This is a genomic window from Pseudomonas sp. MG-9 (assembly GCF_018729515.1).
GTDB classification, from domain to species: domain Bacteria; phylum Pseudomonadota; class Gammaproteobacteria; order Pseudomonadales; family Pseudomonadaceae; genus Aquipseudomonas; species Aquipseudomonas serboccidentalis.
This window is the reverse complement of sequence record NZ_JAHHZH010000003.1, coordinates 344,042-370,129: the sequence shown is the minus strand read 5'-3', so window position 1 is coordinate 370,129 and position 26,088 is coordinate 344,042. Positions and strand designations below refer to the sequence as shown.

The window sequence follows — 26,088 nt, the reverse complement described above, 5'->3', positions numbered from 1 at the left end:
CATTCAGCACTCGTTTTTGCTTTCACCAAAAAACTTAGAATCATCTCAAAATAGATATAAGGGGACTTAGAGTGAACAAGTCGGAACTGATTGATGCTATCGCTGCATCCGCTGATATCCCGAAAGCTGCTGCTGGCCGTGCGCTGGACGCTGTAATCGAATCCGTCACTGGCGCTCTCAAGGCTGGCGACTCCGTTGTTCTGGTTGGTTTCGGCACTTTCTCCGTGACTGATCGTCCAGCTCGCGTTGGTCGTAACCCACAGACCGGCAAGACGCTGCAAATCGCTGCTGCTAAAAAGCCAGGTTTCAAAGCCGGTAAAGCACTGAAAGAAGCAGTCAACTAAGTTAGTTTGTTTCAGGTTTTTACCCATCCGGGTCGGGGTCATGCCTGACTTGGCAGCGGAGCGGTAGAGCAGGTCGCTGAAACAGTGGTCTGTAACGCCGGGATCGAGGGTTCGAGCCCTGTCCGCTCCGCCAGTTACGAGAAGGCGCATCCTCGGATGCGCCTTTCTTCTATCCGGATTCTACCCACGCTCCACGGTTGCCAAATTTTTGAAGTTCAACCGTTTCTGGGGGACGCATGCTGCAGAATATCAGGGACAATTCACAAGGCTGGATTGCCAAGACCATTATCGGGGTCATCGTTGCACTGATGGCTTTGACCGGTTTCGATGCCATTTTCAAGGCCACCACGCACACTAACGATGCGGCCAAGGTCAATGGTGAAGAAATCAGCCAGAACGAGCTGAGCCAGGCCGTTGACATGCAACGCCGTCAGCTGATGCAACAGCTGGGCAAGGACTTCGATGCTTCCTTGCTTGACGAAAAAATGCTCCGCGAATCGGCCCTCAAGGGGCTGATCGATCGCAAGCTGCTGCTGCAAGGCGCAGAACAATCGAAATTCGCTTTCTCCGAAGGTGCACTGGATCAAGTGATCCTGCAGACCCCTGAATTTCAGGTGGACGGCAAGTTCAGCTCCGAGCGCTTTGACCAGGTGATCCGTCAACTGGGCTACACCCGCATGCAATTCCGCCAGATGCTGGCTCAGGAAATGCTGATCGGTCAGTTGCGCGCCGGTGTGGCAGGCAGCGGTTTCGTCACTGACGCCGAAGTGCTGGCCTTTGCCCGTCTGGAAAAACAGACCCGCGATTTCGCCTCGCTGAACGTCAAGGCCGATCCGGCCGCAGTCAAGCTGACCGACGATGAGGTCAAGGCCTACTACGACGAGCACGCCAAGGAGTTCATGACTCCTGAGCAAGTGGTTGTCGATTACGTCGAGCTGAAGAAGTCTTCGTTCTTCGACCAGGTTGCCGTCAAGGACGAAGACCTGCAGGCGGCGTATCAGAAAGAGATCGCCAACCTGTCGGAACAGCGTCGCGCGGCGCACATCCTGATCGAAGTCAACGACAAGACTACCGACGCTCAGGCCAAGGCGAAGATCGAAGAAGTCCGGGCGCGTCTGGCCAAGGGCGAGAAGTTCGAAGCGCTGGCCAAGGAGTTCTCGCAGGATCCGGGTTCGGCCAACAATGGCGGTGACCTTGGTTTCGCAGGTCCTGGCGTCTACGATCCAGCCTTCGAAAAAGCCCTGTACTCGCTGAACAAGGACCAGGTGTCGGAGCCGGTGCGTACCGATTTCGGTTACCACCTGATCAAGCTGCTGGGTGTTGAAGCACCGGAAGTACCGACCCTGGCCAGCCTGAAAGACAAGCTGACCCGCGAGCTGAAGACTCAGCAGGTCGAGCAGCGTTTCGTCGAAGCCACCAAGCAACTGGAAGACTCGGCGTTCGAAGCATCTGACCTGGCTCAACCCGCGGCGGATCTGAAACTGACCGTGCACACCTCCAAGCCGTTCGGCCGTGAAGGTGGCGAAGGTATTGCGGCCAACCGTGCTGTGGTGGCGGCGGCATTCAGCCAGGAAGTGCTGGAAGAAAACGCCAACAGCACCGGCATTGAGCTGGACCCGGAAACCGTGGTCGTGTTGCGTGCCAAGGAACACCTGAAGCCTGAGCAACTGCCGCTGGAAGCCGTTAACACGGCAATTCGCGCCCAACTGACCAAAGAGCACGCCAGTGCTGCCGCCAAGACCAAGGCAGAGCAGTTGATTGCCAGTCTGCGTGATGGCAAAACTGCGCTGGACAAGGCGGTTGACGGTCAGAACTGGAAGGTTGTGACGGCGGCGACTCGCGCTCAGGAAGGGGTTGACCCGACTGTGCTGCAGGCGCTGTTCCGCATGCCGAAACCGGCGGCCAAGGGCAAACCGACTTTCAGCAGCGTGACGTTGCAGGACGGTAGTCTGATGATCGTGCGCCTGGACGGTGTGAACGAGGCCGTTGCGCCGACTGACGAAGAGAAGGCGCAATACCGTCGTTTCCTCGCTTCTCGTGAAGGTCAGCAGGACTTTGCGGCGTTCCGCAAGCAGTTGGAGAGTCAGGCGGACATCAAGCGGTATTGATGTTTGACTGAGCGGTAAAAGGGAAGCCCCGATCTTATGGTCGGGGTTTTTTTTGCCCCAACGTTCGGCCCTCGCCGTGGCTCGGGTTCCTTCGTTACGGGGTAGACATCCAATCCCACTGTAGGAGCGAGCCTGCTCGCGAAGGCGGCCTGCCAGTCACTCAGTCCTTGGCAGACACACCCCAATATCCCGCTCACGCAAACCCATGACCCCGCGCCCTGAGCGCCGCACCCAAGGTCAATGCCAGCAACCCCACAACAATCCACGGAAAGGCCCCAACCCCCGGATTCCCCAGCAGCAAGCCACCGGCCAGCCCACCGCCGGCAATCCCGACGTTCCACAGTGTCACCAGCATCGATTGCGCCGTATCTGCAGCTTCTGCGGCGGTTTTTGCTGAGGCGGTCTGTAGGAGTGAAGGCATTGCACCGAATGCCAGGCCCCACACGGCGACGGCGATGTAGACCGCTGTCGCCGATTCACGCCAAAGGCCGAGAGCGATGGCTGAGAGCATGAACAGCGCCGTGCTGATCAGCACCAGTTCGCGCAGCCAATGATCGATCAGGCTGCCGACGATCCACAGGCTCAGCACCGAGGCCAGGCCGAATACCAGCAGCACCCGGTCGATATCGCCGCCCAGTCCCGACGGTTGCAGGAACGGCGCGATGTAGGTGTACAGCAGGTTGTGAGCGACCACGTAGGACAAGGTCACGAACAATACCGAGCGCACCCCGGGCAGGGTGAAGACCTGACGCAGGGGCAGGCGTTTTCCTGCGCGTTCACCGGCAAAGTCCGGCACTTGCCAGCGCACCCAGATCACCAGCAGCAGCGTCAGTGCGGTCATGATGGCGAAGCTCAGGCGCCAGCCAACCAGGGTGCCGAGCAGCGTGCCCACCGGGATGCCCAGTGACAGCGCCAGCGGCGCGCCGAGCATGGCTACGGTGATCGCGCGGCCTTGCAGGTGTGGGGCGACCATGCGACTGGCATAGCCTGCCAGCAATGCCCATAGCAGCCCGGCAAATATCCCGGCGAGCAAGCGTGCGATCAAGGTCAGCCAGTACAGCTCCGACAGGGCGGTGATGCTGTTGGCGACGGCAAAGCCACCAATGGCTGACAACAGTAATGGCCGGCGGCGCCAGCCGCGTGTGGCAATGGTCAGCGGGATGGCTGCCAGCATCGAGCCGATGGCGTACAGCGTGACCAATTGCCCGATCAGCGCCTGCGACACATTCAGGCCCGCGCTCATCTGCGGCAGCAGGCCGGCGGGCATGGCCTCGGTCAGCACGGTGATGAAGCCCGCGGTGGCCAGGGCCAGCAGCGCACCGAGGGGTAAGCGTTCGCGGACCTCGGCCGGGTGGGCGAGGCCTGAGGAGGTCAGTTGTGCGTCGTTCATGAGTCAGCGTCCATTTGCCGAAGGAGATGAAGGCTCTAGGCTAGGGTGCTGCGCATTAGAGAAAAATGGGTTACGGTTCCGAACATATCGGATACGGATGTCGTGAATGGGAGGATTGGGATGGACAGCCTGGGCGGTATTTCGGTGTTTGTGCAGGTCGCCGAGACCCGTAGTTTTACCGAGGCCGGGCGACTGCAGGGCGTCTCGTCCTCGGCGGTCGGCAAGAGTATTGCGCGGCTTGAAGCGCGACTCGGCGTGCGCCTGTTTCATCGCACCACCCGCAGCATCACCCTGACCAGCGAGGGCGCACTGTTCCTTGAGCGTTGTCGCAAGATCCTCGCCGAGGTGGAGGCTGCCGAGTTCGAACTGTGCAATTCGGCGTCACAGCCGCACGGCAAGCTGCGCATCAGCCTGCCGCAGGTGCACGGGCTGGTCATGCCGGTGATGAACGCGTTCATGGCGCTGTATCCGCAGATCGAGCTGGATCTGGACCTGACCGATCGTATGGTTGATGTGGTCGAGGAGGGTTTCGATGCGGTGATTCGGACCGGGCAGCCGCGAGATTCACGGCTGATGGCACGGCCTTTGGGCGAGTTTCACATGGTGTTGGTGGCGAGTCCGCTGTATCTGCAGCAGCGCGGTGTCCCGCAGGCGCCTGCTGATCTGGTGCAGCATGCCTGCCTGCGGCACACCTTTCATGCCACCGGCAAACTCGAACCGTGGCCGTTGATCCGCGAAGAGGGCGCGCCGGAGCCGAGCTTGCCGACGCGACTGGTCAGCACGTCCATCGAAGCCATCAACCATGCCGCCCTGGCCGGAATGGGCATCGCCTGCCTGCCGGACTTCATGGTTCATGAGGATGTGGCGCAGGGGCGTTTGCAGCGGGTCCTCGATGCGCATCTGCAACACGTCGGTCAGTTCTGGGTGCTGTGGCCTTCGAGTCGCCATGCAACCGCCAAATTGCGGGTATTTATCGATCATTTATCGGCGCGGCTTTTTCCAGACGCCCATCATCGGTAAAGTTGTAACTGTTTTAAGACACTAATCCGTACGCCGCGGGGCCGCGATCTGTTGCACAATACGCCCCGGACCGTTTTCCCTCAGGATGTTTAATGTTGATTTCAACTCCCATGCGTGTCGTTGGGTTGGCGCTGTTGTTGACCGCTGTCGCCGGCTGTTCGAAAGACAAGCCGATCTATGAGCATGAGAATTTCGACGATTCCGGTACGTATTCTCGCAATTACCCGGTGGCCGATGTCGCCAGTTGCGAGGCGGCCCGTCGTGCGCTGCTCAGCCAGGGTTACATCATCACCAGCAGTGACCCGAAGCTGGTCAGTGGCCACAAGAGCTTCCAGCAGACGGGTGAAACCCACCTGGAAATCAGCTTCAACGTGGTGTGTGCCGAAGATGGCAGTGCCAAGCACCATGCCACGGTATTCGCCAATGCCCTGCAGGATCGCTATGCGCTGAAGAAGACCAACAACTCCGCCAGCCTCGGGGTCGGCGTGTTGGGCTCGGTGTCGATGCCGATCGGCTCGTCGGACGATTCGATGGTCAAGGTCGCCAGTGAAACCGTGACCTCGCAGAAGTTCTACGAGCGTTTCTTCACCCTGGTCGAACTGTTCCTGCCAGCAGACGCGAAGAAAGCCGCGCACATCGAAGAAAAGCCCAAGACCGATCTGGGTGTGCCGGAGCCGAAGCCTGCCGCTGTAGCGCCGGCAACTCCCGCAACACCTGCGCCGGCAGTAGAGACAGCGCCTGCGCCGCCGCCGGCAGGGATTGTCGAGCCGGCCCAGATCATGGCGCCGGCAGCTCCGGCAGCGACACCCGCGCCGACCCCGGTTTCACCGACACCGGTGGGGTCCGAGCCGGTGGTGCCTCCCGCCGAGTCGGCGCCGATCATCCCGGCACCGAGTGCAGAACCTGCGCCGGCCACCGAAACAATCACACCGCCGGCCAACCCGACCAATATCCCGCCGCCATCGGAGCCGATTCCGGCGATGCAGTAATTCCGGGCACGAAACCCTGTGGGAGCAAAATAGCTCCCACAGTTGTTTCTGCCGTATGTGAAATCTCGTTACATTCCCCCGACAAAAATCCCGCGATAAATTCCTGACCACCTGCTACGTTTTATTTCATGAAGGCCGGGTTTCACTTTTCCTTCATACGGGCACGATATGCTCGAGGCACTGGTCATTTGACCGGGCTATTTTTCAAGCGGGCAGCAGGGGGATGACACGATGGACGACTATCAAGAAGAACTGCTCGAATACCAGGCGTTTGAACTGGATCAGCCAGAGCCGGCCGAAGACGCCACAGAGCTGTAAGGCGTCAGGCGGTTTTGCGGTGACTGCGGCGAAACTCGCCGGGCGTCTGGCCGCTCCAGCGTTTGAAGGCGCGTTGAAACGCCTCGGCTGAGGCAAAGCCCAGCAGGTAGGCAATCTCGCCGAACGCCAGTTCGGTGTCGCGGATATACGTCATTGCCAGATCGCGGCGGGTGTCATTGAGGATCGCGCGAAACTGCGTGCCTTCTTCGGCCAGTTTGCGGCGCAAGGTCCAGGTTGGCAGCTTCAGGCGTGCCGCCACTTCTTCCAGGTCGGGTTCCCGGCCACCATTGAGCAACGGCCCCAACAGCTGAGTGATGCGTTCACGCAGGCTGCGGGTGCGGGTCAATTGCTCCAGTTCCCGCTCACACAATGCAAGCAAATGCTTCCAGGTGCTGGGGCAGTGTTCCGGGTTGCGCAGGGCGAGGCTGTTCAGGTTCAGGCGCAATTGATTGCGTTCGGCGCCGAACTGGATCGGGCAGTCGCCCAACACACTGTAGGCATCGCGATAGTCCGGCTCGGCGAATTCGATGTCGATGCGCTCGGCGCGCAGTGGCTCGCGGCTGACGCTGGACAGCTGATGCAGCCAGCCGGCGATGATCGAATCCACCACAAAGCGGTTATAGGCGTTGTACGGGCTGATCGAGTAGAAGCGCAGCCAGGCGCCATGGGCGTCTTCGTGAAAGCTCGACTGTCCGCGATAGTTGGAGCCGTACAGCGGCTCGAAGCGGATCAGGCAACGGGCGGCTTCGCGCACGGTCGGCGCCTGTGCGGCGGTGACCCCGGCCAGTCCGGCCTGGCTCAAGCGGCTGAGCTGGCCCATGCGCAGGCCCAGCGCCGGATCGCCGGTCAACTGGATCGCGCTGTGCCCCAGACGCATGTAGCGCGGGATCGACAGCCGCGCACCAGCCTCGGCCAGTCGCGCCGCGTCCAGGCCATATTGTTCGAGCAACGGTTGCGGGTCGGCGCCATGGCTGCGCACCGCATCGGCCAGGCTGTGAACGAAGCCTACCGACAGATCCCCAAGGCGCATCGGCAGCGGCTTCATGGTTTACAACCAGATGTTCAGCAGACGCGCGCCACGGGCTTCGCCATCGGCGAATTGCTGGCCGTTGCTGCTGAGGAAGCTTTGCCCCGCACTGGGCTTGTCCCAGAACTGCCCGCGCAGGAATACGCTGATGCCGGCGATCGCCCGGCTGCTCGGTGGCTGCGCGGTCAGGGTCAGGCGATGCCAGGCCTGGCCTTCACTGATTTCCCCGGGCTTGAGGCTGACCGACCCCGGCGTACTCGAACCCTTGTAGCCGCCCCACGGCTGATTCCACGCACCGTGGCCGACCACAAACGCTGGCACCGCCACCAGTTGCGCGCCGAGTTCGTCGAGTTGGCGATAGTTGTCCGGGTACCAGCTGTCACTGCCGATCAGGACACCGAGACGCCCGGCCGGGGTGTCGACCACGGTGATTGCGTGCTCGTCTTCGCTTTCGATCACGTCGCGTTGTTCGAAGATCGGGTGCATCTGCCGCTGTGGCTGGCCCAGCGGCACGCCATCACGGCCAAACACCACGCTGCTGTTGAACAGCGCGCCGCTGCCCGGTTTGAGCTGGCCGTCGCGGATACTCGGTTCGGGCAGCACGATGGAACCGGCCACCAGCGTCACACGGAATTCCTTGGCAAGCCCCCCGAACAACGCCTGGTAATCCTTGGCCATGGACTTGGACTTCATGCGCAGATGCGCGTCGTCGAGGCGATTTTCGCCCTTGGCACTTAGCCAGGCGCGGGCGAACAGCAGCGGGTTGCTCGCCGCCAGCCAGTTCATTGCTTCGGCGAGGGTCGGGGCCTGATACAGCTCGTCTTTCTCGCCGCTGATCATCAGCCAGGTGCCGACATGCTCGGGCAGGACCACCACGGTTTTTTCGTTCAGCAGCCCCTGATCCTGCGCCTGCTGCAGATAGGCCGCGAGTTTGCGGTGCAGGCGCTCGGGGCTCTGGTAGTCGGTGGGGAACAGTTCCGGTTGAATCCCCAGCAAATTGCCACGGTCGGCCGGCGTGCCCTGATCGACCGCCAGTTTGATCCGCAGGTCCGACAGGTAATGCCCCGCCGGCCGGTCCGCCGCCCACATGGCGTAGGTGGTCAGGGCGGCAACGATGGCCATGGAGAAAAACAGGTACAGAAGTTTGCGCATGAAAACCAACAACAACCGGGTACAGAGTGTGGCGACTAGGGTAGGGCGCATGCCAGCGCTTGCCAAGGGGCGCTGCGCATTTGGATCAATAAGTTGTCAGTTTCGGTCATTGAGTGACAGCAGTGCGACTCTTAGTCTGTCGAACATGACTGACGGGGGACGCAGAGCTCCCGCAATTTCCGTGATCGCTCGTTGTGGAGTTACCGATGACCGCCGCTCATTACCCGCACCTGTTGGCCCCGCTGGACCTGGGATTCACCACGCTGCGCAACCGCACCCTGATGGGCTCGATGCACACTGGCCTTGAAGAAAAACCGGGCGGCTTCGAACGCATGGCGGCGTACTTCGCCGAGCGTGCCCGTGGCGGCGTCGGCCTGATGGTCACCGGCGGCATCGGCCCGAATGACGAGGGCGGTGTGTACTCCGGCGCGGCCAAACTGACCACCGAGGAAGAAGCGCTCAAGCACCGCATCGTCACCCGCGCGGTGCACGAGGCGGGCGGCAAGATCTGCATGCAGATCCTCCACGCCGGACGTTATGCCTACAGCCCGAAACAGGTTGCGCCGAGTGCGATTCAGGCGCCGATCAACCCGTTCAAGCCCAAGGAGCTGGACGAGGAGGGCATCGAGAAACAGATCAGCGATTTCGTCACTTGCTCGGTACTGGCACAGACCGCCGAGTACGACGGTGTGGAAATCATGGGCTCGGAAGGTTATTTCATTAACCAGTTCCTCGCCGCCCACACCAACCACCGCACCGACCGCTGGGGCGGCAGCTACGAAAACCGTATGCGCCTGCCAGTGGAAATCGTCCGTCGCGTGCGTGAAGCGGTCGGCCCGAACTTCATCATCATTTTCCGTCTGTCGATGCTCGATCTGGTCGAAGGCGGCAGCACCTGGGATGAGATCGTGACCCTGGCCAAAGCCATCGAGCAGGCCGGTGCAACGATCATCAACACCGGCATCGGCTGGCATGAAGCGCGGATTCCGACCATCGCCACCAAAGTGCCGCGCGCGGCGTTCAGCAAGGTCACCGCCAAGCTGCGTGGGTCGGTGAACATTCCGCTGATCACCACCAACCGCATCAACACCCCGGAAATCGCCGAGCAGATTCTCGCCGAAGGCGACGCTGACATGGTCTCGATGGCCCGGCCGTTCCTCGCCGACCCGGATTTCGTCAACAAGGCCGCTGAAGGCCGTGCCGACGAAATCAACACCTGCATCGGCTGCAACCAGGCATGTCTGGATCACACGTTCGGCGGCAAGCTCACCAGTTGCCTGGTCAACCCGCGTGCCTGCCACGAAACCGAACTCAACTACCTGCCGGTGCAGCAGATCAAGAAGATCGCGGTGGTCGGTGCCGGGCCTGCCGGTTTGTCCGCCGCCACCGTGGCGGCCGAGCGCGGGCATCAGGTGACCCTGTTCGATTCGGCCAGCGAGATTGGCGGCCAGTTCAATATCGCCAAGCGCGTGCCGGGCAAGGAAGAGTTTTTCGAAACCCTGCGTTACTTCAAACGCAAGTTGCAGACCACCCACGTCGAGGTGTGCCTGAACACCCGCGTCGACGTGGCGAAACTGGTTGAAGGCGGCTACGACGAAATCATCCTCGCCACCGGCATCGCGCCGCGTGTGCCGGCGATTCCGGGCGTGGAGAACGCCAAGGTGCTGAGCTACATCGATGTGATTCTGCAGCGCAAACCGGTGGGCAAACGTGTTGCGGTGATCGGCGCCGGCGGTATCGGTTTCGACGTCTCGGAGTTCCTTGTGCACGAAGGCGTGGCCACCAGTCTGGATCGCACCGCGTTCTGGAAAGAGTGGGGCATCGACACCCACCTCGAAGCCCGTGGTGGCGTGGCCGGGATCAAAGCCGCGCCGCACGCGCCGGCCCGTGAAGTGTTCCTGCTGCAGCGCAAGAAAACCAAAGTCGGCGACGGCCTGGGCAAGACCACCGGCTGGATTCACCGCACAGGCCTGAAGAACAAGCAGGTGCAGATGCTCAACAGCGTGGAATACCTGAAGATCGACGACCAGGGCCTGCACATCCGCATCGGCGAAACCGGCGAGCCGCAAGTGCTGGCGGTGGACAACATCGTGATCTGCGCAGGTCAAGACCCACTGCGTGATCTGCAGGAAGGTCTGGTGGCCGCGGGGCAGAACGTGCACCTGATCGGCGGCGCCGATGTGGCGGCAGAGCTGGATGCCAAGCGCGCGATCAATCAGGGTTCGCGTCTGGCGGCTGAGCTGTAAGCCCCCCTGTAGGAGCTGCCGCAGGCTGCGATCTTTTGACTTTGCTTTTAAAGACCAAGATCAAAAGATCGCAGCCTGCGGCAGCTCCTACAGGATGTTTTGGTGCTGATAGAATTGGTTTTTTCTGATGCTGTTGCGCCCATGCTTCTTTCTCCCGCCAACTGGCTACCCCAGGCTCCCCTCGAACCGCTGCTACTCGACTGGCTCACCCGCGCCGGAATCGAGGTCGCGATCCTGCGTCTGGACCAGATCGACCCGCTGATCAGCGGCAACAAATGGTTCAAACTCATCGAGCACCTCAAGGCCGCTGACCGCGCCGGGGCGCAGGGCGTCATCAGTCTCGGTGGTGCGCACTCCAATCATCTGCACGCCTTGGCCGCTGCCGGCAAGCGTCTGGGTTTCGAAACGGTCGGTCTGTTGCGCGGGCATCCACAGCAAACGCCGACAGTGGCGGATTTGCAGGCGTTCGGCATGCAACTGCACTGGCTCGGTTATGGCGGCTATCGGGCGCGGCATGAACCCGGGTTCTGGGAGCCGTGGCAGGCGCAGTACCCGAATCTGTATGCGGTGCCCGAGGGCGGTGGCGGATTGGCGGGGGCGTTGGGCTGCAAGGCGCTCAAGGAACAAGTGAGCGTGCAGCTGAGCAATCTGGGCTGGAGCGATTATCACGGCTGGTGGCTGGCCTGCGGCACCGGGACGACGCTGGCAGGGCTGGTGCTCGCCGAGGCGGGTGCGCATCCGGTGTACGGCGCGCTGGCGGTGCCCGATGATCATGGGGTGGCGCCGCAGGTGGCGGCGATTGTTCGGGAGGCGGGTTTGCAGATATCGGCTTATGAGCTGATTGACGCCAGTCGAGGTGGTTTCGCCAAGGTTGATCCGGTGTTGCTTGAATTCATCGAGAACGCTGAACAGAGCAGCGGTGTTCCGCTGGAGCCGTTGTATACCGGCAAGGCGTTGCTGGCCCTGAAGCAGCAGGTGGAAGCGGGGAGGTTCGAACATGGCACGCGGTTGATCTTCGTGCATACCGGCGGTTTGCAGGGGCGGCGAGGACTTATCTCTCACAGTTGAACGTCTGTGGCGAGGGAGCTGGCTCCCGCTCGGCGGTGCAGCCGTCGTAACCCCGGCGAATGCGGCCTGCCTGACAGTCCGCATTTTCAGGATTCAGGTCTGCTGTGCAGCCCGGCGGGAGCTAGCTCCCTCGCCACAGGTGAATTTCACCCAGGCAATGTTCAACCGCGTTTGGGCATCATCCGCAACAGCGTGTTATCGCCCACCACATAATGGTGATAGAGCCCCGCCAGCGCATGCAGGCCGATCAGCCAGTAGCCAATGTTGCCGATCAGCACGTGCCAGTGTTCCACCTGCTTGGCGAGCGCCTTGTCTTCATTGACCAGCAACGGCAGATCGAAGCCGTAGAACATCACTTGATGCCCCTCGGCGCTGGTGATCAGCCAGCCGAGAATCGGCATGCTGATCATGAACAGGTACAACAGCCAGTGCATCACCCGCGCCAACAGGGTTTGCCATTGCGGCGAGGCCGGGAAGATTTTCGGTGCCGGGCCAAGGCTGCGCGCTACCAGACGAAACCACACCAGCACAAACACGGTCAGGCCGAGCATGTAGTGCACTTCACGGATCAGCGAGCGACCGCCGCTGCCTTTGGGAAAGATCCCGCGCAACTCCATGCTGGCGTACACCAGGATCAACAGGACCAGCATCAGCCAGTGCAGCAGGACGGACACGGTGCTGTAGCGTGATTCGGAACTTGTCCACGGCATACGGTGTTTCCTCACAGATCAGGGTCGCCACGCGCCGTTCTTGTGCGACGGCATGCTTTAACTGTAATCCGCTTTGGCGGATTTGCCTGATGCTGATCGGAGTTTCACTGCGCTGAGTCAGCGCTTTAACGAAAAAAAAACGCCAGTGTCGCGAAGACGCTGGCGTTTTTTGTGTTTTGGCGAACAGGCGCGATCAGCTCGATTGCGGCATCTCACCCTTGGCCAGACGCTTGTTGATGTCGGCAATCACTTCCGGCAGGTCGCTGATGGTATCGATCATGTAGTGCGGGCGCGAGCCGGCGAACAGCGCGTGGATGCGCTCACGTTCGCTGGCCAGTTCGTCGCTGCCCAGCGCACGGTAACCGGCGTAGTCCAGGCCCAGCGCATTGCCCGAGCAAATCAGCGCCACGGTCCACATCCCGGCACGCCGGCCTTCGAGGATGCCCGGCACGGTGTCGTCGATCTTCACGCAGGCGCCGACGTCGTCGATGCCCAGGGCGATCACGTTGGCCAGGGCCTGAGCTGGCCATGGGCGACCGTTCGGTACCTCGTCGGTGGCGACCACGTGGTCGGCGACGTAGCCGTTGGTGGCGGCCAGGGCCACGACCTTGTCCATCACCTGTTTCGGGTAGCCGGAGCAGGAACCGATCTTGATCCCTTGCTGGCGCAGGTGGGCGATGGTTTCCAGCGCGCCGGGAATCAGCGCCGAGTGTTCGGCGATCTTCTCGATCTGCAACGGCATGAAGCGGTTGTAGATCGCGGTCACGTCATCATCGGTCGGGGTGCGGCCGAACGCCTTGCGATAGCGCTCGGCGACCTGCGGTTGATCGCACAGGGTGCGGATGTGGTCCCACTTGCCCATGCCCATCGGGCCGCGAGCCTCTTCGATGGTGACCTGAACGTCGAACTCGGCGAAGGCTTCGACGAAGATCTGCGTGGGGGCGAACGAGCCGAAATCGACCACGGTGCCGGCCCAGTCGAGGATCGCGGCTTGCAGTTTGGCTGGATTTGCGTAGTTCATGGCAATCAAATTCCTGAGTTGAAATGCAATTCAAACGGTAGGAGTGAGCCTGCTCGCGATAGCGGTTGATCATTCAACACCTTCGTCGACTGACACGGCCTCATCGCGAGCAGGCTCGCTCCTACAGGGGATTTGTGTTTGGGGTTAGATTTCCAGGACTTCCATCTCGCGCAGCACTTCACCCACCGCCGCCACGGCCTGGCGCATTTCGTCCGGGTTGACGTGGCCGATGCAGCCGACGCGGAAGGTTTCGACCTGGGTCAGTTTGCCGGGGTAGAGGATGTAGCCCTTGGCCTTGACCCGTTCGTAGAAGTCCTTGAACTGGTAGCGCGGGTCTTGCGGGGCATGGAAGGTGGCGATGATCGGCGCCTGGATCGCCGCCGGCAGGAAGCTGCGCAGCCCCAGCTTGCCCATCTCATCCATCAGCGCCTGACAGTTGGCGGCGTAACGTGCGTGACGGGCTGGCAGACCACCTTCTTCGTTGTATTGCAGCAACGCTTCGTGCAGCGCGGCAACCACGTGGGTCGGCGGGGTGAAGCGCCACTGGCCGGTCTTCTGCATATAGGCGTGCTGGTCGAACAGGTCCATCGCCAGCGAATGCGAGTGGCCGGCGGCAGCCGCCAGCGATTCTTTGCGGGCGAACACGAAACCCATCCCCGGCACACCTTCCAGGCACTTGCCGGAGGCGGCGATCAGCGCATCGAACGGGACTTTCTGCGCATCCACCGGCAGCGCGCCGAACGAGCTCATGGCATCGATGATCAGGCGCTTGCCGTGTTGCGCAACGACATCGGCAATTTCCGGCAGCGGGTTGAGGATGCCGGTGCTGGTTTCGCAGTGGATCAGCGCTACATGGGTGATATCGCCATCGGCGCGCAGCAGACGGTCGACGTCGGCAGCGGTGGTCGGTTCGTCTTCAGCGGTTTCGAAGGTGCTGAACGAGCGGCCGAGCACTTCGCAGATCTTCGCCAGACGCTTGCCGTAGGCGCCATTGATCAGCACCAGGATTTTGCCGTCACGCGGCACCAGAGTGCCAATGGCGGCTTCGACGGCGAAAGTGCCGCTGCCCTGCAAAGGCACGCAATGGTGACTGGCGGCGCCGTTGAGGATCGCCAGCAATTGCTCGCAGAGGCTGGCGGTCAGTTGATTGAAGCGGTCATCCCATGACCCCCAGTCGACCATCATTGCCTGGCGGGTACGCGCCGAGGTGGTCAACGGGCCGGGAGTGAGCAGGATGGGTGCGGCAGTACTCATTCGTGTGTCCTCGCGAAAGCGCTGTGGGATGAAGCTACGGGGCATACGTTGCAATTCGGTGGATCATCAATCAAATTGTTTGTTGTTATGCCAGCCATCAGTGAGGGTTATTCATGAATCTGTTCCAGCTGCGCGCCTTCGATGCCGTGGCCCGGGAAGGCAGCTTCACCCGTGCCGCCGCGCGCCTGTTCATCAGCCAGCCGGCGGTCACCGGCCACATCAAAGCGCTGGAGGAGCATTACCAGATCACCTTGTTGCGCCGTACTGCGCGCCGGGTGGAGCTGACCGAGGAGGGCACCAAACTGGCGGCGATCACCCGCGCCATGTTCGGTCTGGCCGAGGAAGCGCAGGCCCTGCTCGAAGCCAATCGCCAGTTGCTCACCGGGCGCCTCGAAGTGGCGGCGGACGGCCCGCACATGGTCATGCCGATGCTCGCCAGCCTGCGCGCGCGATATCCGGGGATCACGGTGAATCTGCGTCTGGGCAATGCTCAGGAAACCCTGGCGGCGCTGTTGTCGGAGCATGCGGATGTGGCGGTGCTGACCGAGGTCGAACCGCGCAAGGGCCTGCATCTGCAAGCGTTGAGCGAATCGCGGATTTGCGCCCTGGTGCCCGCCGGGCATGCGTGGGCGCAGCGTGCCGGCGAGGTGCGGCTCAAGGAGCTGGATCAGGTGATCATGGTGTTGCGCGAGCCGAGCTCGATTACCCGGCGTACCTTCGATCAGGCGTGTGTGCAGGCAGCGGTCAATCCGCGGGTGCTGCTGGAACTGGACAGCCGTGAGGCGGTGACCGAAGCGGTGGCGGCTGAACTGGGGGTGGGCGTGGTGTCATCGGTGGAAGTCAGCCATGACCCGCGGGTGGTGGCGATTCCGATTGTTGGGGAGGGGCTGGTGAATCGGCATATGATCGGGTGCATGGAACGGCGGCGGGAGTTGCGGTTGATTCAGGCGTTTTTCGGTCTGGCGCCGGCCTGATCCACCGTGGTGCCCCAATCGCCACCAGGCTGGCTCACACGGGTTCTATGCCATGCACATATCCCCTGTAGGAGCTGCCGAAGGCTGCGATCTTTTGATCTTGTGGTGTAAATGCAAAAGTCAAAAGATCGCAGCCTTCGGCAGCTCCTACAGGAGGAGGGTCAGGTCAGACTCTCGCGCACCATATCGAGAAACGTCGCCACCACCCGCCGCGAACTCTGCTCGCGCAAGCACACCAGTGTCTCGGTCAACCGCCGGGTGCAATCGGTGATCGGCAACGCACACACCCGCGAATCCGCGCCAAACTCCGCCGCTGACACCACCCCCACACCAATCCCCACCACCACCGCTTCGCGCGCTGCTTCCCGGCCTTCGACCTGAATTGCTGGACGAATGCGAAACCCGGCGCGGGCCATTTCCTCCTCCAGAGTCTGGCGGGTCACCGAACCGTGTTCGCGCAGCACCAGCGGCGTGTCATCCAGATCAGCCAGGCAGATCGACTCGCGTTCGGCCCACGGGTGATGGCGCGAGACAAACGCCACCATCGGGTCGTTGCGCAGCGGCACGCACAGCAAACGCTCATCACTGACATCGCGCCCCAACAGCGCCAGATCGGCCTGATAGTTGAACAGGCGAAACAGCGATTCATCGGTGTTGCCGGTCTCGATCTTCACGCTGATCCCCGGGTAGCGCTCGCAGAACCGCGCAATCTGCGGCAACACGTGCACCGGGGCGTCGACCGCGAGAATCAGGCTGCCGGTCTGCAGCGCCTGGGATTCCTGCAGCAACTCCTGGGCTTCAGCCTCAATCACAAACAGCCGCTGGGTGATTGCCAGCAGGCGCTCACCCAGATCGGTCAGGCGCACCGAACGCTTGTTGCGGTGGAACAGCAGCACGCCGAAGCGCTCTTCGAGTTTGCGCACCTGGTCGGAAATTGCCGGTTGCGTGAGAAAAAGGCGCTCGGCGGCTTTGGTGAAGCTTCCATGGACGGCCACAGCGTGGAAGGCTTTGAGCTGGGCGTGAGACACCGACATGTAGCCTCCAGTAACAAGCTGAGCTTATGTGTGAAATACGATAAATCGATTTTATTTATTAAACAGTAATTGCTTTGATCCGCTCACGCCAGCGCTGACGACCCGCTCGGGCAGCAACGCTGGCGATGAGCCTGTGCGTGCAACAACAGGACTCATCTGACCGTTATCGCCATAGGGATGGGGCGATAGCGCAGTGCTCAACAATAAAAAACACAGGCGTTTACTTAACGATTCTGCCGGCACACTCACACCCTGAGGTCAGAACCACAATGAACAAGCACATCGGTACCCTTGCGCGTTGGCGCATGCAGATCTTTGCTATCACCTGGCTCGCGTACGCCGCTTTCTACTTCACCCGCAAAGCGTTTTCGGTGGCCAAACTGGGCATCGCCGAAGACCCGACGTTCATGCTCGACAAGATGGCCATGGCCAACCTCGACGCGATCTATCTGGCGGCCTACGCCATCGGCCAATTCACCTGGGGCATGCTTGCCGACCGCTTTGGCCCAAGGGTCGTGGTGCTGGGTGGCTTGCTGATTTCCGCTGGTGCCGCGCTGGTGATGGGCAGTTTCGCCACGCTGCCGATCTTCGCCACCTGCATGCTGATCCAGGGGCTGGCGCAGTCCACGGGCTGGTCGGGCTTGTGCAAGAACCTCGGCAGTTTCTTTCCCGCCGAACAGCGCGGGCGCGTGCTCGGTTTATGGAGCTCCTGCTACGCGTTCGGCGGTCTGGTGGCGTCGCCGTTCGCCGGCTGGTGGGCGTATACGCTGATGGGCACCTGGCACGCGGCGTTCATTTCCAGCGCGGCGGTCGTGGCGGCGGTGGCGGTGTTGTTCTTTATCTTCCAGCGCAACAAACCGGAAGACGTCGGCTTGCCGGCGGTCGAGCCGGAGCCGCAACTGAGTGCCGAAGAAACCGAAGCCAACAGCAAACTCAGCGTCTGGGAGCCATTGAAGGAAATCCTGCGCAACCGCACGGTGCTGGTGCTGGGCCTGGCGTACTTCATGTTGAAACCGGCGCGATACGCGATTCTGCTGTGGGGGCCGGTGATCGTCTTCGAACAGATGCCGAGTGTCGGCAAGGTTGGCGCGGCGATCATTCCCACGTCGTTCGAACTGGCCGGATTGCTCGGGCCGATCATGATCGGCATGGCCTCGGACAAACTGTTCGGCGCCCGGCGCATGCCGGCCTGCGTACTCAGCCTGTTGGCGCTGACCGTGACCCTGGCGCTGTTCATGGGCGCGTTGCACACCGGTAGCGTGATGCTGGTGGTGGCGCTGCTGTTTGTCATGGGCCTGACCCTGTACGGACCGGATTCGATGATCAGCGGCGCCGCTGCCATCGACTTCGGCAAGGCCAAGGCCGGCGCTACCGCTGCCGGTTTCGTCAACGGCTGCGGCTCGGTCGGTGCGGTGCTCGGCGGCCTGCTGCCGGGTTACTTCGATTCGGTGACGGTGTTCATCGTCTTCGCCGGCTGCGCATTGTTCTCGGCACTGGTGCTGATCCCGCACTGGAACAGCCGCCCGGTCGGGGTGATGGAGCCGCGCGCGTCCGTTCCCAATCGCCCGCTGACGATCAAACCGCTGCGTTCCTGAAACCCCTTTGCCTCGCGGCCTGCTGCGGTGTTCGCGGCAGGCTGTGTCGTGGCCGTATGACTGGAGAAATCCCATGAGACCGTTTTGGCTCGAGCAGGCCCTGCAGGCCGATCCATCCCCGACTTGCCCGCCGCTGCAAGGCGAAGTGCGCGCTGATGTGTGCATCGTCGGCGGCGGTTACACCGGGCTGTGGACGGCGATCATGCTCAAGCAGCAGAACCCTGAACTCGACGTGCTGCTGATCGAAGCCGACATCTGCGGCGCCGGTGCCAGTGGGCGCAACGGTGGTTGTGCGTTGTCGTGGTCGGCCAAGTATTTCACCCTTGAGCGCCTGTTCGGCGTCGAGGAGGCGGTGCGCCTGGTCAAGGCGTCCGAGCGCAGTATTCACGCCATTGGCGAGTTCTGCGAACAGTACGGCGTCGACGCCGATTACCGTCTCGACGGCACACTGTACACCGCCACCAACCAGGCGCAGGTTGGCTCAACCGACGCGGTGATCGCCGCGCTGGAGCGCAATGGCATCAACTCCTTCACAAACCGCCCGCTGGCCGATGTACAGCGCATGGCTGGTTCGAGTAAACATCTGGAAGGCTGGTTCTCGCCGGCGGCGGCCAGTGTACAACCGGGCAAACTGGTGCGCGGGCTGCGCCGGGTGGCGTTGCAACTGGGGGTGAAGATCCACGAAAACACCGCGATGACCGGTCTGGAAGAAGGCCGCCCGGCGCGAATCCACACGGCGAAGGGCAGCGTAATCGCCGACCGCGTGGTGCTGGCGATGAACGCGTGGATGGCCCGGGCGTTCCCGCAGTTCGAACGCAGCGTGGCGATCGTTTCCAGCGACATGCTGATCACCGAGCCACGCCCGGATCTGCTGCAGGAAATAGGTTTGACCAGCGGCGTCAGCGTGCTCGATTCGCGGATTTTCGTGCACTACTACCACAACACCCCGGACGGCCGGATCATGCTCGGCAAGGGCGGCAACACCTTCGCCTATGGCGGGCGAATGCTGTCGGTGTTCGATCAGCCGTCGCCGTACGCCGGGTTGCTCAAGCGCAGCCTCGGCGACTTCTTCCCGGCGTTTGCCGAGGTAAAAGTCGATGCGACGTGGAACGGGCCATCGGATCGTTCGGTCACCGGTTTGCCGTTTTTCGGGCAGATGAGCGCCAGCGGCAATGTGTTTTACGGCTTCGGTTATTCCGGCAGCGGCGTCGGCCCGTGTCACATGGGCGGGCAGATTCTCGCCTCGCTGGTGCAGGGCCTCGACAACCCATGGACCCGCTCGCCACTGGTCAACGGACCGCTGGGCTATTTTCCACCGGAGCCGATCCGTTACCTCGGCTCGTTGATGGTGCGCAACGCCATCCGCCGCAAGGAACGCGCCGAGGACCACGGGCACCGGCCGCGGCATCTGGACGTGCGCCTGGCGAAATTCGCCGCGGCGGCGGGCAAGGCTGACAAGGGCTGAGCGTTACGGATCGGCGCTGTTGAGCAGCCAGTCGAGCAACAGACTGCTGTCGTTTGTTGGCGCAGATTCCCGTGGCGAGGGCGGGCGCGAGTGGCTCAGGCACAGGATCGGTCGATCCGGATCGCTGTCGAGGAAACTCACCCACACCTCGCTGCCGGCGCGGGGCAATTCGTGGGCGGCAAGGCGGCCATTGGCGCCGGTCAGGGCAATCGGCAACCACAGGCAAGCCGTCTCGGCTGCCTGCGCCGGCCACAGACTGACGCCGATACGCCCCAGTTCATCCAGTTGCGCCGGCTGACCGGGCGTACCCAACACTCGCGCCAGATGATAGCCACCGATGTTCGGACGTGGCTGCGCCAGGGGCGGACGAAAATCGCTGGCCCAGGGCAGGGCGGTGAAGTCGTTGCGATAGCGATGCACGTCGCTTGTCGGATCGAGGATCGAGGGGTGCTGACCTTGATGGTGCAGCTCGGTGATCAGCCACTGCTCGTTGAACGCATTGATCGGGTGCTCGGTGATCTGCAGCAGATGTCCGCTGCGCAGTGCGCTGCAATCGCTGCGCCCGTGGATCGAACGGGACAGGCAGCGCTGGCGCTGCAAATGGCGACGACTGCGTTGTTCGGCGTGACGCTGTTCGCCCGACAGCTGCAAGGGCGTGAGCGCGGGCACGGGATGATTGGCCGCGTCAGCGCTGCTGACCTGCTGGCCCCGGTTGCGAATGCCATGCGCGGCCATGACCGGTGTCGCGTCATGCCGCTGAAACAGCGTGCTGAGGCGAGGTGAAGGGCTCTCGTCAGTCACGGCGAACGGTACCGGCAGCGGTTCCTGCGGCAGGCTCAGGTTGTCGTCGGCAAACACCACGACATGCCCATCCGGGCGATGCTCGAAGTGATAGTGGATGCCTTCTTCCTCGCACAGGCGTTGAAGTAGGGCCAGGTCGCTTTCCTCGTACTGAATGCAAAATGGCCGTGGCGGGTAATGACCGACGCTCATCTCGATCCGATAACTGTGTGCTGGCAGGCCCTGCTCGTCGAGCAATTGGGCAAGGATCGCCGGTACGCTCGCCTGCGCGAATACCCGGCGCCGGGGTGATTGCGCCAGACGCTGCAACTGCGGAACCAGCGTCAGTCGGTAACTGATCCGGTGGCTGGCGCGATGCTCGCAACTGACGCTGTGGATCAGGCCGTGAATGCCATGATCGACACCCAGACTCAGGTAGGCCGGTTGTCGCAGCAGGCTGCTCGGTGACACGGCCGGGGCCAGCCCGATCACTTCAATCTCGAAACGAAAGGGCTGATTGAGCGCTTCCTTGCCGGTGAAACGCAGCACCGGCAGGCACAGTGGGCCATCGGTCAGGGTCAGGGTGAACGGGCGTTCCTGGTCATTGAGCATTCATACGGGCTCTGTGGGGCAATACGGACGGCAGAGGGTACGAAAACCCGAGCACGAATGGTCATGGCCAGTGGGTTTTTCAGAATCGCCCTACAAGGCGTGGTGAAGATGTCGATTCAACAATGAATTTTTTTGGTCGATTGCCGACTTTAGGCCGTATAAACTTGGCGCCACGCGTCGGCCAATAGATGTCTCGGCGCCACAGATCAAGAGAGTGAGTAATGGGCGCACAGTGGAAGGTTAAACACAAAGAAGCGGCAGCCAACGCCAAGGGCAAAATCTTCGGCAAACTGGTGAAAGAAATCACCATCGCTGCCCGCAACGGTGCCGATACCGCCACCAACGCACACCTGCGTCTGGTGGTCGAACAGGCCAAGAAAGCCTCGATGCCCAAGGAAACCCTGGACCGCGCCATCAAGAAAGGCGCCGGCCTGCTGGGCGAAACCGTGCAATACCACCGCGTGACGTACGAAGGTTTCGCGCCGCACCAGGTTCCGTTGATCGTCGAGTGCGTCACCGACAACATCAACCGCACCGTCGCGGAAATCCGCGTGGCCTTCCGCAAGGGCCAACTGGGCGCTTCCGGCTCGGTGGCCTGGGACTTCAACCACGTCGGCATGATCGAAGCATCGCCGGACACCCCGGACGCCGATCCGGAAATGGCCGCGATCGAAGCCGGTGCCCAGGACTTCGAGCCGGGTGAAGAGGGCGCGACCCTGTTCCTGACTGATCCGACCGACCTCGACGCCGTGCAGAAAGCCCTGCCCGAGCAAGGCTTCACCGTGCTGTCGGCCAAACTCGGCTACCAGCCGAAGAACCCGGTCAGCGGCCTGAGCGCCGAGCAGATGGCTGAAGTCGAGGCGTTCCTCGAAGGCCTCGACAACCATGATGACGTGCAGGACATGTTTGTCGGTCTGGCGGGCTAAGATCAAAAAATCGCAGCCTGCGGCAGCCCTACAAGGGGCCACATAACCCTGTAGCTGCCGCAGGCTGCGATCTTTCTGTCATTGCGCGCGCAATACCTCAATGACCTCATCAAACCCCGGCCGCGCCAGTACATCTGCCTGACAGCAACGCCGTTCCAGTTCTTGCAGCACTTCGCGCCGTTCATCGCTCAATCCCGAGTCGATCCGCGCCAGCAATTCCCCGAGCAGAATCCCGAACGCCCGCACTTCGATGCGTTGCAGCGCCCGTGTTTCCAGGTTGTCGGTGGTGGCATGGAACGAGGCCGCGCCAAAATCCCCCAGCAGACAATCGCCCTGATCGTTCAACAGAATGTTGTGCCCGTAGAGGTCGCCGTGGGTGATGCCCTGTTGATGCAGGTGTTCGGCCGCCGAAGCGATGCCTCGGGCAATGTTCAACGCCACCTCGGCACTGAACCGGCAATCTTCGCGGTAGACATCCCGCGAGCAACTGGCCAGGCTCGGCAATGCCGCAAGATTGCGGAAGCTTGGTTCGATCAGTTGCATCACCAGGCCTTGTTGCCCGTCAGGGTGACCGTGAATACGGCCCTCGACGCGAATCAGGTTCGGGTGCAGGCCGGCGGTGATGCAGGCGTTCATCTCGTGCAGCGGCGAGCCGTCGCTGGTCATCTCACCTTTGTACAGCTTGACCGCGACCGGCACCGGCGAGTGGTCGGCGCGCTGCCACAGCGCCCGGGAAATCACCCCGGAAGCCCCTTCGCCCAAACGCTGTTCCAGATGCAGCGCCGACCAGTCGATCAACGGCGTGGCTTCGAGCGCGGCGGCGTCGGCCTCGGTTTCCAGGGGATTGCCGGCATAGGCCAGCCAGGTCAGGCTCGGCAGGGTCAGCAGCCACTGCGGCAGTTCACGCAGGCGGTTGGCGGCGATGCGGATCAGCTCCAGACGATGGCATTGGCTCATCGACGCCGGCAGCGCTTGCAGGCGATTGCCTGCAAGCAACAGTTTTTGCAGGTACGGGCGCTCGCCGAGTTCGCTCGGCAAGGTTTCGATGCAGTTATCGGTCAGGATCAACCAGCGCAACAGCGGCGGCAACGCAGTGCCCGGCACGTGGCTGATCCGGTTGGCCTTGAAGCCGATCATCGTCAGCGCCGCACATTGACCGACGCAGGCCGGCACCTCGGTGAAGCGGTTGTCCGAGCAGAACAGAATGCGCATCCGGGTCAGCCGATGCAGGTCGTCCGGCAGGCTGCTCAAGGCATTGCCGCTGAGGTTGAGCACCTCCAGCGTATCGGCCAGTTCAAAAATTTCCCGGGGGAACTCGGTCAGGCCGCAAGACAGGTCAAGCCGGGTAATGCCCGACAACTCGCCGGCGCGCAATTGAGCAAGGGTGTGCATGGGGATGTTCACTATCAAAGGAAAGAAGCGCCGGGCGCCTGGAATGGGCGACATGATAACGGCAATGCTGGGATTTGCATTGACCCGGGCTTCGCGAACAGGCTGGCTCCCGCAAGGATTGGTGTATTCAGTGTACTACCTGTAATTGTCCCAGACGGCTGCGGGTACGGGCCAGGTCGATGACGTTGCCGCTCAGGGCCGCGCACAGCGGTAACCGGCCGAGCAGGGTCAGGTGTTTGTCCTGGTCGTAGAGCACGTCGATCAGGTTGATGAAGCGCTGTTGAACGGCGATCGAACATTCGCCCAGTTCCGGCAGATCGTCGATGATCCAGTGGTCGAACCGCCGACACAGCTCCAGATAATCCATCACCGCCGTCGGTTGCTCGCACACATCGTTGAACGTGAAAGCGACCCGGCGCCCCTCGCACAGGCGCGCCTGAACGTGTCGGCTGCCCACGGGCAATGCGATGGCCGGCGCGCCCTCAGGCGGCAGTTTCAAGGCCTGACGCTGTGTCGCTGTGGCCGGCCACACATAGTGGCCCTGGGTGAATAACTGATGCGCATGGTTGCTCGCCTGGCTGCGGTAATCGTGCGGGCCGCCGACCTCCATCACTTGCATCCGCGCGTTGATCAGGTCGATCACCGGTTTGAAGCGTGCGTGATAGAGCGGGTTGGGCAGTAAACCCTCCGGCGGATAGTTGGAGGTCACCAGCAACAGGATGCCGCGGTGGAACAAGGCCTGGAACAGCCGGGTGATGAGCATCGCATCGCCGATGTCATGCACATGAAATTCGTCGAAACACAGTACCCGGCAATCGTGTAACAGCTCGTCGAGGGTGACAGCGAGGGCATCGTCGTGTTCGCGATGGTTGAACATGCCCTGATGCAGCCGGGCAAAGAATTCATGGAAATGCCCCCGCTGTTTCTGCGCGGTGGGCAGCGCCTGGAAAAAGCCGTCGAGCAACCAGCTCTTGCCGCGTCCGACCGCGCCATGCAGGTAAAGGCTCGCTGGCGTTTGCGCGCTGGCGCTGAACAACAGGCTGGCCTGCTGCGCCATGCAGTCGATCACCCGCTGCTGGCTGTGGCTGAGGGTATAACCCTGGCCATGGGCCTTGTGCCGGAAATACTCACGGATCGACTGGGCGCTGGCGTCATGCCCGTTGCTGCCCGACCGGCCCCTGGCGAACCAGCGGCGCAGCGCCGACCAGCGTTGGGTCAGTGGCGATCGTTTCGGCGCTTGAGAGGGCACTGTGCAGTCACTCCGTGTTCATCAAACCGGCGCCCGGAAGCGCGGCGACGTAGTGTAACCAGAGGCTGCGGCAACCCGCCATCGCGGCTCGTCGACAGTGGGCGATCTTGTGGGAGCGAACCTCGGTGAATTCAGAATGGCAGGGATTGCTTGAGCATTGGCGCCGCCGGGGTATCGACCGGGCTGACCATCGCATAGTTGTACCCGCCGCCGGACCAGTAATCAGCCTGCAGATCACCATCGCTGCGACTGCCCCGTGGCAGGAAGGTGTTCTTCGGCCCTGGGGGGCGTACGTAGAAACTGACCTTGTGGCCGCTGCGATCCTCGTACATCACCATCGCCGCCGGCCCTTCGTCGGTGCTGAGCAGGCGGCCGCTGACCGGTTCGAACCCGGCGGACTTCAAGTCCGGCAAGCGACTGGCCTGAGTGAAGTAACGGTCGAGCCAGCGCTGCATGTCGCTGGCAGTGTCGACCTTGTAGTCCGCTGGCAAAATCCCTTGCTGGGCAATCAATCGATAGGCCTGCAAGGCATCGGTCATCGGCAGCACGGAGGAGCGCACCAGGGTCATTTCCCGGGCTTGCCAGCCACTGAAACCACCGATGCCGACCGCGATCAGCAACACCGCCGCGCTGGCCAGGCGTCGATGCGACTGACGCTTTAGACGCTGGCGAATCAGCGCTGGATCAAGCTCCGGATTGGCCGGTTGCTGCAAGGCACCGCCGAGGGCGGCGCGCAATTGCTGGGCGTCCTGTTGCCAGGCGCGAACCTGCGCGGCTGCGTCCGGGTGATTGGCCAGCCAGACGTCGAGGACGCGCCGATCGGCCTCGTTGAGTTGATGGTCGACGTACGCGTGCAGGTCGCGCTCACTGGGGGGCATGCTGATCATTTGAGTATCCGCAAAGAAGGGCTGCTGATTTCGCCGTCGCTCAGTTGGCGCAACGCCTGGCGGGCGCGGGACAGACGCGACATCACGGTGCCGGTGGGGACGTCGAGGATGTCGGCGACCTCCTTGTACGTCAGGCCTTCGACCGAGACCATCAACAACAGGGCGCGCTGCTCGGTGGGCAGGCGATCGAAGGCTTGCAGGGTCGATTGGGCGATCACGGTGCGCTCGGTTGACGGTTCGGCATCGTCGCGACCGGTGAAGAATTCCAGCATCCGCGCATAACGGCGCGAGCGTCGATGGGCATCGAGAAATTGCCGATAGAGGATCGAGAACAGCCACGCACGCACGTCGCCCTCGGCGCGTTTACCGCCCCAGCCGGACAGGGCCCGCTCAAGACTGGCCTGCACCAGATCGTCGGCGCTGCTGCTGTTGCGGGTCAGCGACACGGCAAAGCGACGCAATCGGGGAATGATTTCTTTCAACTGTTCGTCGAATTCGCTCATGAATTTCTGCTAGTCACTACGCTG

General features: G+C 62.1%; 22 protein-coding genes. 10 read left to right on the top strand and 12 right to left on the bottom strand.

Annotated elements, in window-relative coordinates:
- Positions 1-71 precede the first annotated feature (71 nt).
- The gene (locus KKQ10_RS09925; protein ID WP_008077714.1) at positions 72-344 is read left to right on the top strand and encodes an HU family DNA-binding protein; all 273 of its coding nucleotides are present in this window, start codon (positions 72-74) and stop codon (positions 342-344) included.
- A 236-nt stretch (positions 345-580) separates the two neighbouring features.
- A complete protein-coding gene (locus KKQ10_RS09920) occupies positions 581-2,452 on the top strand; it encodes a SurA N-terminal domain-containing protein (protein WP_215500977.1) in 1,872 nt (623 codons plus the stop codon).
- Between the two features lie 193 nt (positions 2,453-2,645).
- Here the strand turns inward: KKQ10_RS09920 and KKQ10_RS09915 are convergent, their stop codons facing one another.
- Positions 2,646-3,842, bottom strand: coding sequence for an MFS transporter (locus KKQ10_RS09915; protein WP_215500976.1), 1,197 nt, complete (start codon positions 3,840-3,842; stop codon positions 2,646-2,648).
- A gap of 120 nt (positions 3,843-3,962) precedes the next feature.
- Here KKQ10_RS09915 and KKQ10_RS09910 point away from each other — a divergent pair, with 120 nt between their 5' ends.
- Both KKQ10_RS09910 and KKQ10_RS09905 read left to right on the top strand, forming a co-directional pair.
- Entirely contained in the window at positions 3,963-4,862 is a 900-nt protein-coding gene (locus tag KKQ10_RS09910) for a LysR family transcriptional regulator (protein ID WP_215500975.1), read from the top strand.
- Between the two features lie 92 nt (positions 4,863-4,954).
- On the top strand, positions 4,955-5,851 hold the full coding sequence (locus KKQ10_RS09905) for a DUF2242 domain-containing protein (protein ID WP_215500974.1): 897 nt from the start codon (positions 4,955-4,957) through the stop codon (positions 5,849-5,851).
- Between the two features lie 322 nt (positions 5,852-6,173).
- Here the strand turns inward: KKQ10_RS09905 and KKQ10_RS09900 are convergent, their stop codons facing one another.
- Positions 6,174-7,214: an AraC family transcriptional regulator gene (locus KKQ10_RS09900; RefSeq protein ID WP_127652106.1), complete on the bottom strand. Its 1,041-nt coding sequence runs from the start codon at positions 7,212-7,214 to the stop codon at positions 6,174-6,176.
- A gap of 3 nt (positions 7,215-7,217) precedes the next feature.
- On the bottom strand, positions 7,218-8,348 hold the full coding sequence (locus tag KKQ10_RS09895) for a nitrilase-related carbon-nitrogen hydrolase (RefSeq protein ID WP_127652105.1): 1,131 nt from the start codon (positions 8,346-8,348) through the stop codon (positions 7,218-7,220).
- A 206-nt stretch (positions 8,349-8,554) separates the two neighbouring features.
- On the opposite strand from KKQ10_RS09895, the gene KKQ10_RS09890 reads away from it, so the two are divergent.
- Positions 8,555-10,594: an oxidoreductase gene (locus KKQ10_RS09890; RefSeq protein WP_215500973.1), complete on the top strand. Its 2,040-nt coding sequence runs from the start codon at positions 8,555-8,557 to the stop codon at positions 10,592-10,594.
- A 141-nt stretch (positions 10,595-10,735) separates the two neighbouring features.
- Positions 10,736-11,662, top strand: a complete 927-nt coding sequence (locus KKQ10_RS09885) for a 1-aminocyclopropane-1-carboxylate deaminase/D-cysteine desulfhydrase (protein WP_215500972.1) — start codon at positions 10,736-10,738, stop codon at positions 11,660-11,662.
- A gap of 161 nt (positions 11,663-11,823) precedes the next feature.
- On the opposite strand, the gene KKQ10_RS09880 is transcribed toward KKQ10_RS09885, so the two are convergent.
- The 3 genes from KKQ10_RS09880 to KKQ10_RS09870 all read right to left on the bottom strand — a co-directional run bounded on the left by KKQ10_RS09880 (position 11,824) and on the right by KKQ10_RS09870 (position 14,647).
- Positions 11,824-12,372 carry a cytochrome b gene (locus KKQ10_RS09880; protein ID WP_127652102.1) on the bottom strand — a complete coding sequence of 183 codons (549 nt, stop codon included), beginning with the start codon at positions 12,370-12,372 and terminating at the stop codon, positions 11,824-11,826.
- A gap of 193 nt (positions 12,373-12,565) precedes the next feature.
- Positions 12,566-13,393: a phosphonoacetaldehyde hydrolase gene (phnX, locus tag KKQ10_RS09875; protein WP_215500971.1), complete on the bottom strand. Its 828-nt coding sequence runs from the start codon at positions 13,391-13,393 to the stop codon at positions 12,566-12,568.
- A gap of 144 nt (positions 13,394-13,537) precedes the next feature.
- Positions 13,538-14,647, bottom strand: coding sequence for a 2-aminoethylphosphonate--pyruvate transaminase (locus tag KKQ10_RS09870; protein ID WP_215500970.1), 1,110 nt, complete (start codon positions 14,645-14,647; stop codon positions 13,538-13,540).
- A gap of 113 nt (positions 14,648-14,760) precedes the next feature.
- On the opposite strand from KKQ10_RS09870, the gene KKQ10_RS09865 reads away from it, so the two are divergent.
- Positions 14,761-15,621, top strand: a complete 861-nt coding sequence (locus tag KKQ10_RS09865) for a LysR substrate-binding domain-containing protein (RefSeq protein WP_215500969.1) — start codon at positions 14,761-14,763, stop codon at positions 15,619-15,621.
- 161 nt (positions 15,622-15,782) lie between these two features.
- Here KKQ10_RS09865 and KKQ10_RS09860 read toward each other — a convergent pair whose 3' ends face one another.
- Complete coding sequence (locus tag KKQ10_RS09860; RefSeq protein WP_127652097.1) at positions 15,783-16,655, bottom strand: LysR family transcriptional regulator; 873 nt, start codon at positions 16,653-16,655, stop codon at positions 15,783-15,785.
- A 269-nt stretch (positions 16,656-16,924) separates the two neighbouring features.
- Between KKQ10_RS09860 and KKQ10_RS09855 the strand changes: the two genes are divergently transcribed.
- Positions 16,925-18,250, top strand: coding sequence for an MFS transporter (locus tag KKQ10_RS09855; protein ID WP_215500968.1), 1,326 nt, complete (start codon positions 16,925-16,927; stop codon positions 18,248-18,250).
- Positions 18,251-18,323: 73 nt separating this feature from the next.
- Positions 18,324-19,715, top strand: a complete 1,392-nt coding sequence (locus KKQ10_RS09850) for an FAD-dependent oxidoreductase (protein ID WP_215500967.1) — start codon at positions 18,324-18,326, stop codon at positions 19,713-19,715.
- A 3-nt stretch (positions 19,716-19,718) separates the two neighbouring features.
- On the opposite strand, the gene KKQ10_RS09845 is transcribed toward KKQ10_RS09850, so the two are convergent.
- Complete coding sequence (locus KKQ10_RS09845) at positions 19,719-21,107, bottom strand: type VI secretion system Vgr family protein (protein ID WP_215500966.1); 1,389 nt, start codon at positions 21,105-21,107, stop codon at positions 19,719-19,721.
- Between the two features lie 221 nt (positions 21,108-21,328).
- On the opposite strand from KKQ10_RS09845, the gene KKQ10_RS09840 reads away from it, so the two are divergent.
- The gene (locus KKQ10_RS09840; RefSeq protein WP_027614601.1) at positions 21,329-22,033 is read left to right on the top strand and encodes a YebC/PmpR family DNA-binding transcriptional regulator; all 705 of its coding nucleotides are present in this window, start codon (positions 21,329-21,331) and stop codon (positions 22,031-22,033) included.
- A gap of 78 nt (positions 22,034-22,111) precedes the next feature.
- Here KKQ10_RS09840 and KKQ10_RS09835 read toward each other — a convergent pair whose 3' ends face one another.
- The 4 genes from KKQ10_RS09835 to KKQ10_RS09820 form a co-directional block, all read right to left on the bottom strand.
- A complete protein-coding gene (locus tag KKQ10_RS09835; protein WP_215500965.1) occupies positions 22,112-23,425 on the bottom strand; it encodes a protein kinase in 1,314 nt (437 codons plus the stop codon).
- 127 nt (positions 23,426-23,552) lie between these two features.
- Positions 23,553-24,674, bottom strand: a complete 1,122-nt coding sequence (gene zapE, locus KKQ10_RS09830) for a cell division protein ZapE (protein WP_215500964.1) — start codon at positions 24,672-24,674, stop codon at positions 23,553-23,555.
- A 131-nt stretch (positions 24,675-24,805) separates the two neighbouring features.
- Positions 24,806-25,561 carry an anti-sigma factor family protein gene (locus tag KKQ10_RS09825; RefSeq protein ID WP_215500963.1) on the bottom strand — a complete coding sequence of 252 codons (756 nt, stop codon included), beginning with the start codon at positions 25,559-25,561 and terminating at the stop codon, positions 24,806-24,808.
- Positions 25,558-26,064, bottom strand: a complete 507-nt coding sequence (locus KKQ10_RS09820; protein WP_215500962.1) for an RNA polymerase sigma factor — start codon at positions 26,062-26,064, stop codon at positions 25,558-25,560. The genes KKQ10_RS09825 and KKQ10_RS09820 overlap by 4 nt, the downstream gene beginning before the upstream one ends.
- Between the last annotated feature and the right edge of the window lie 24 nt (positions 26,065-26,088).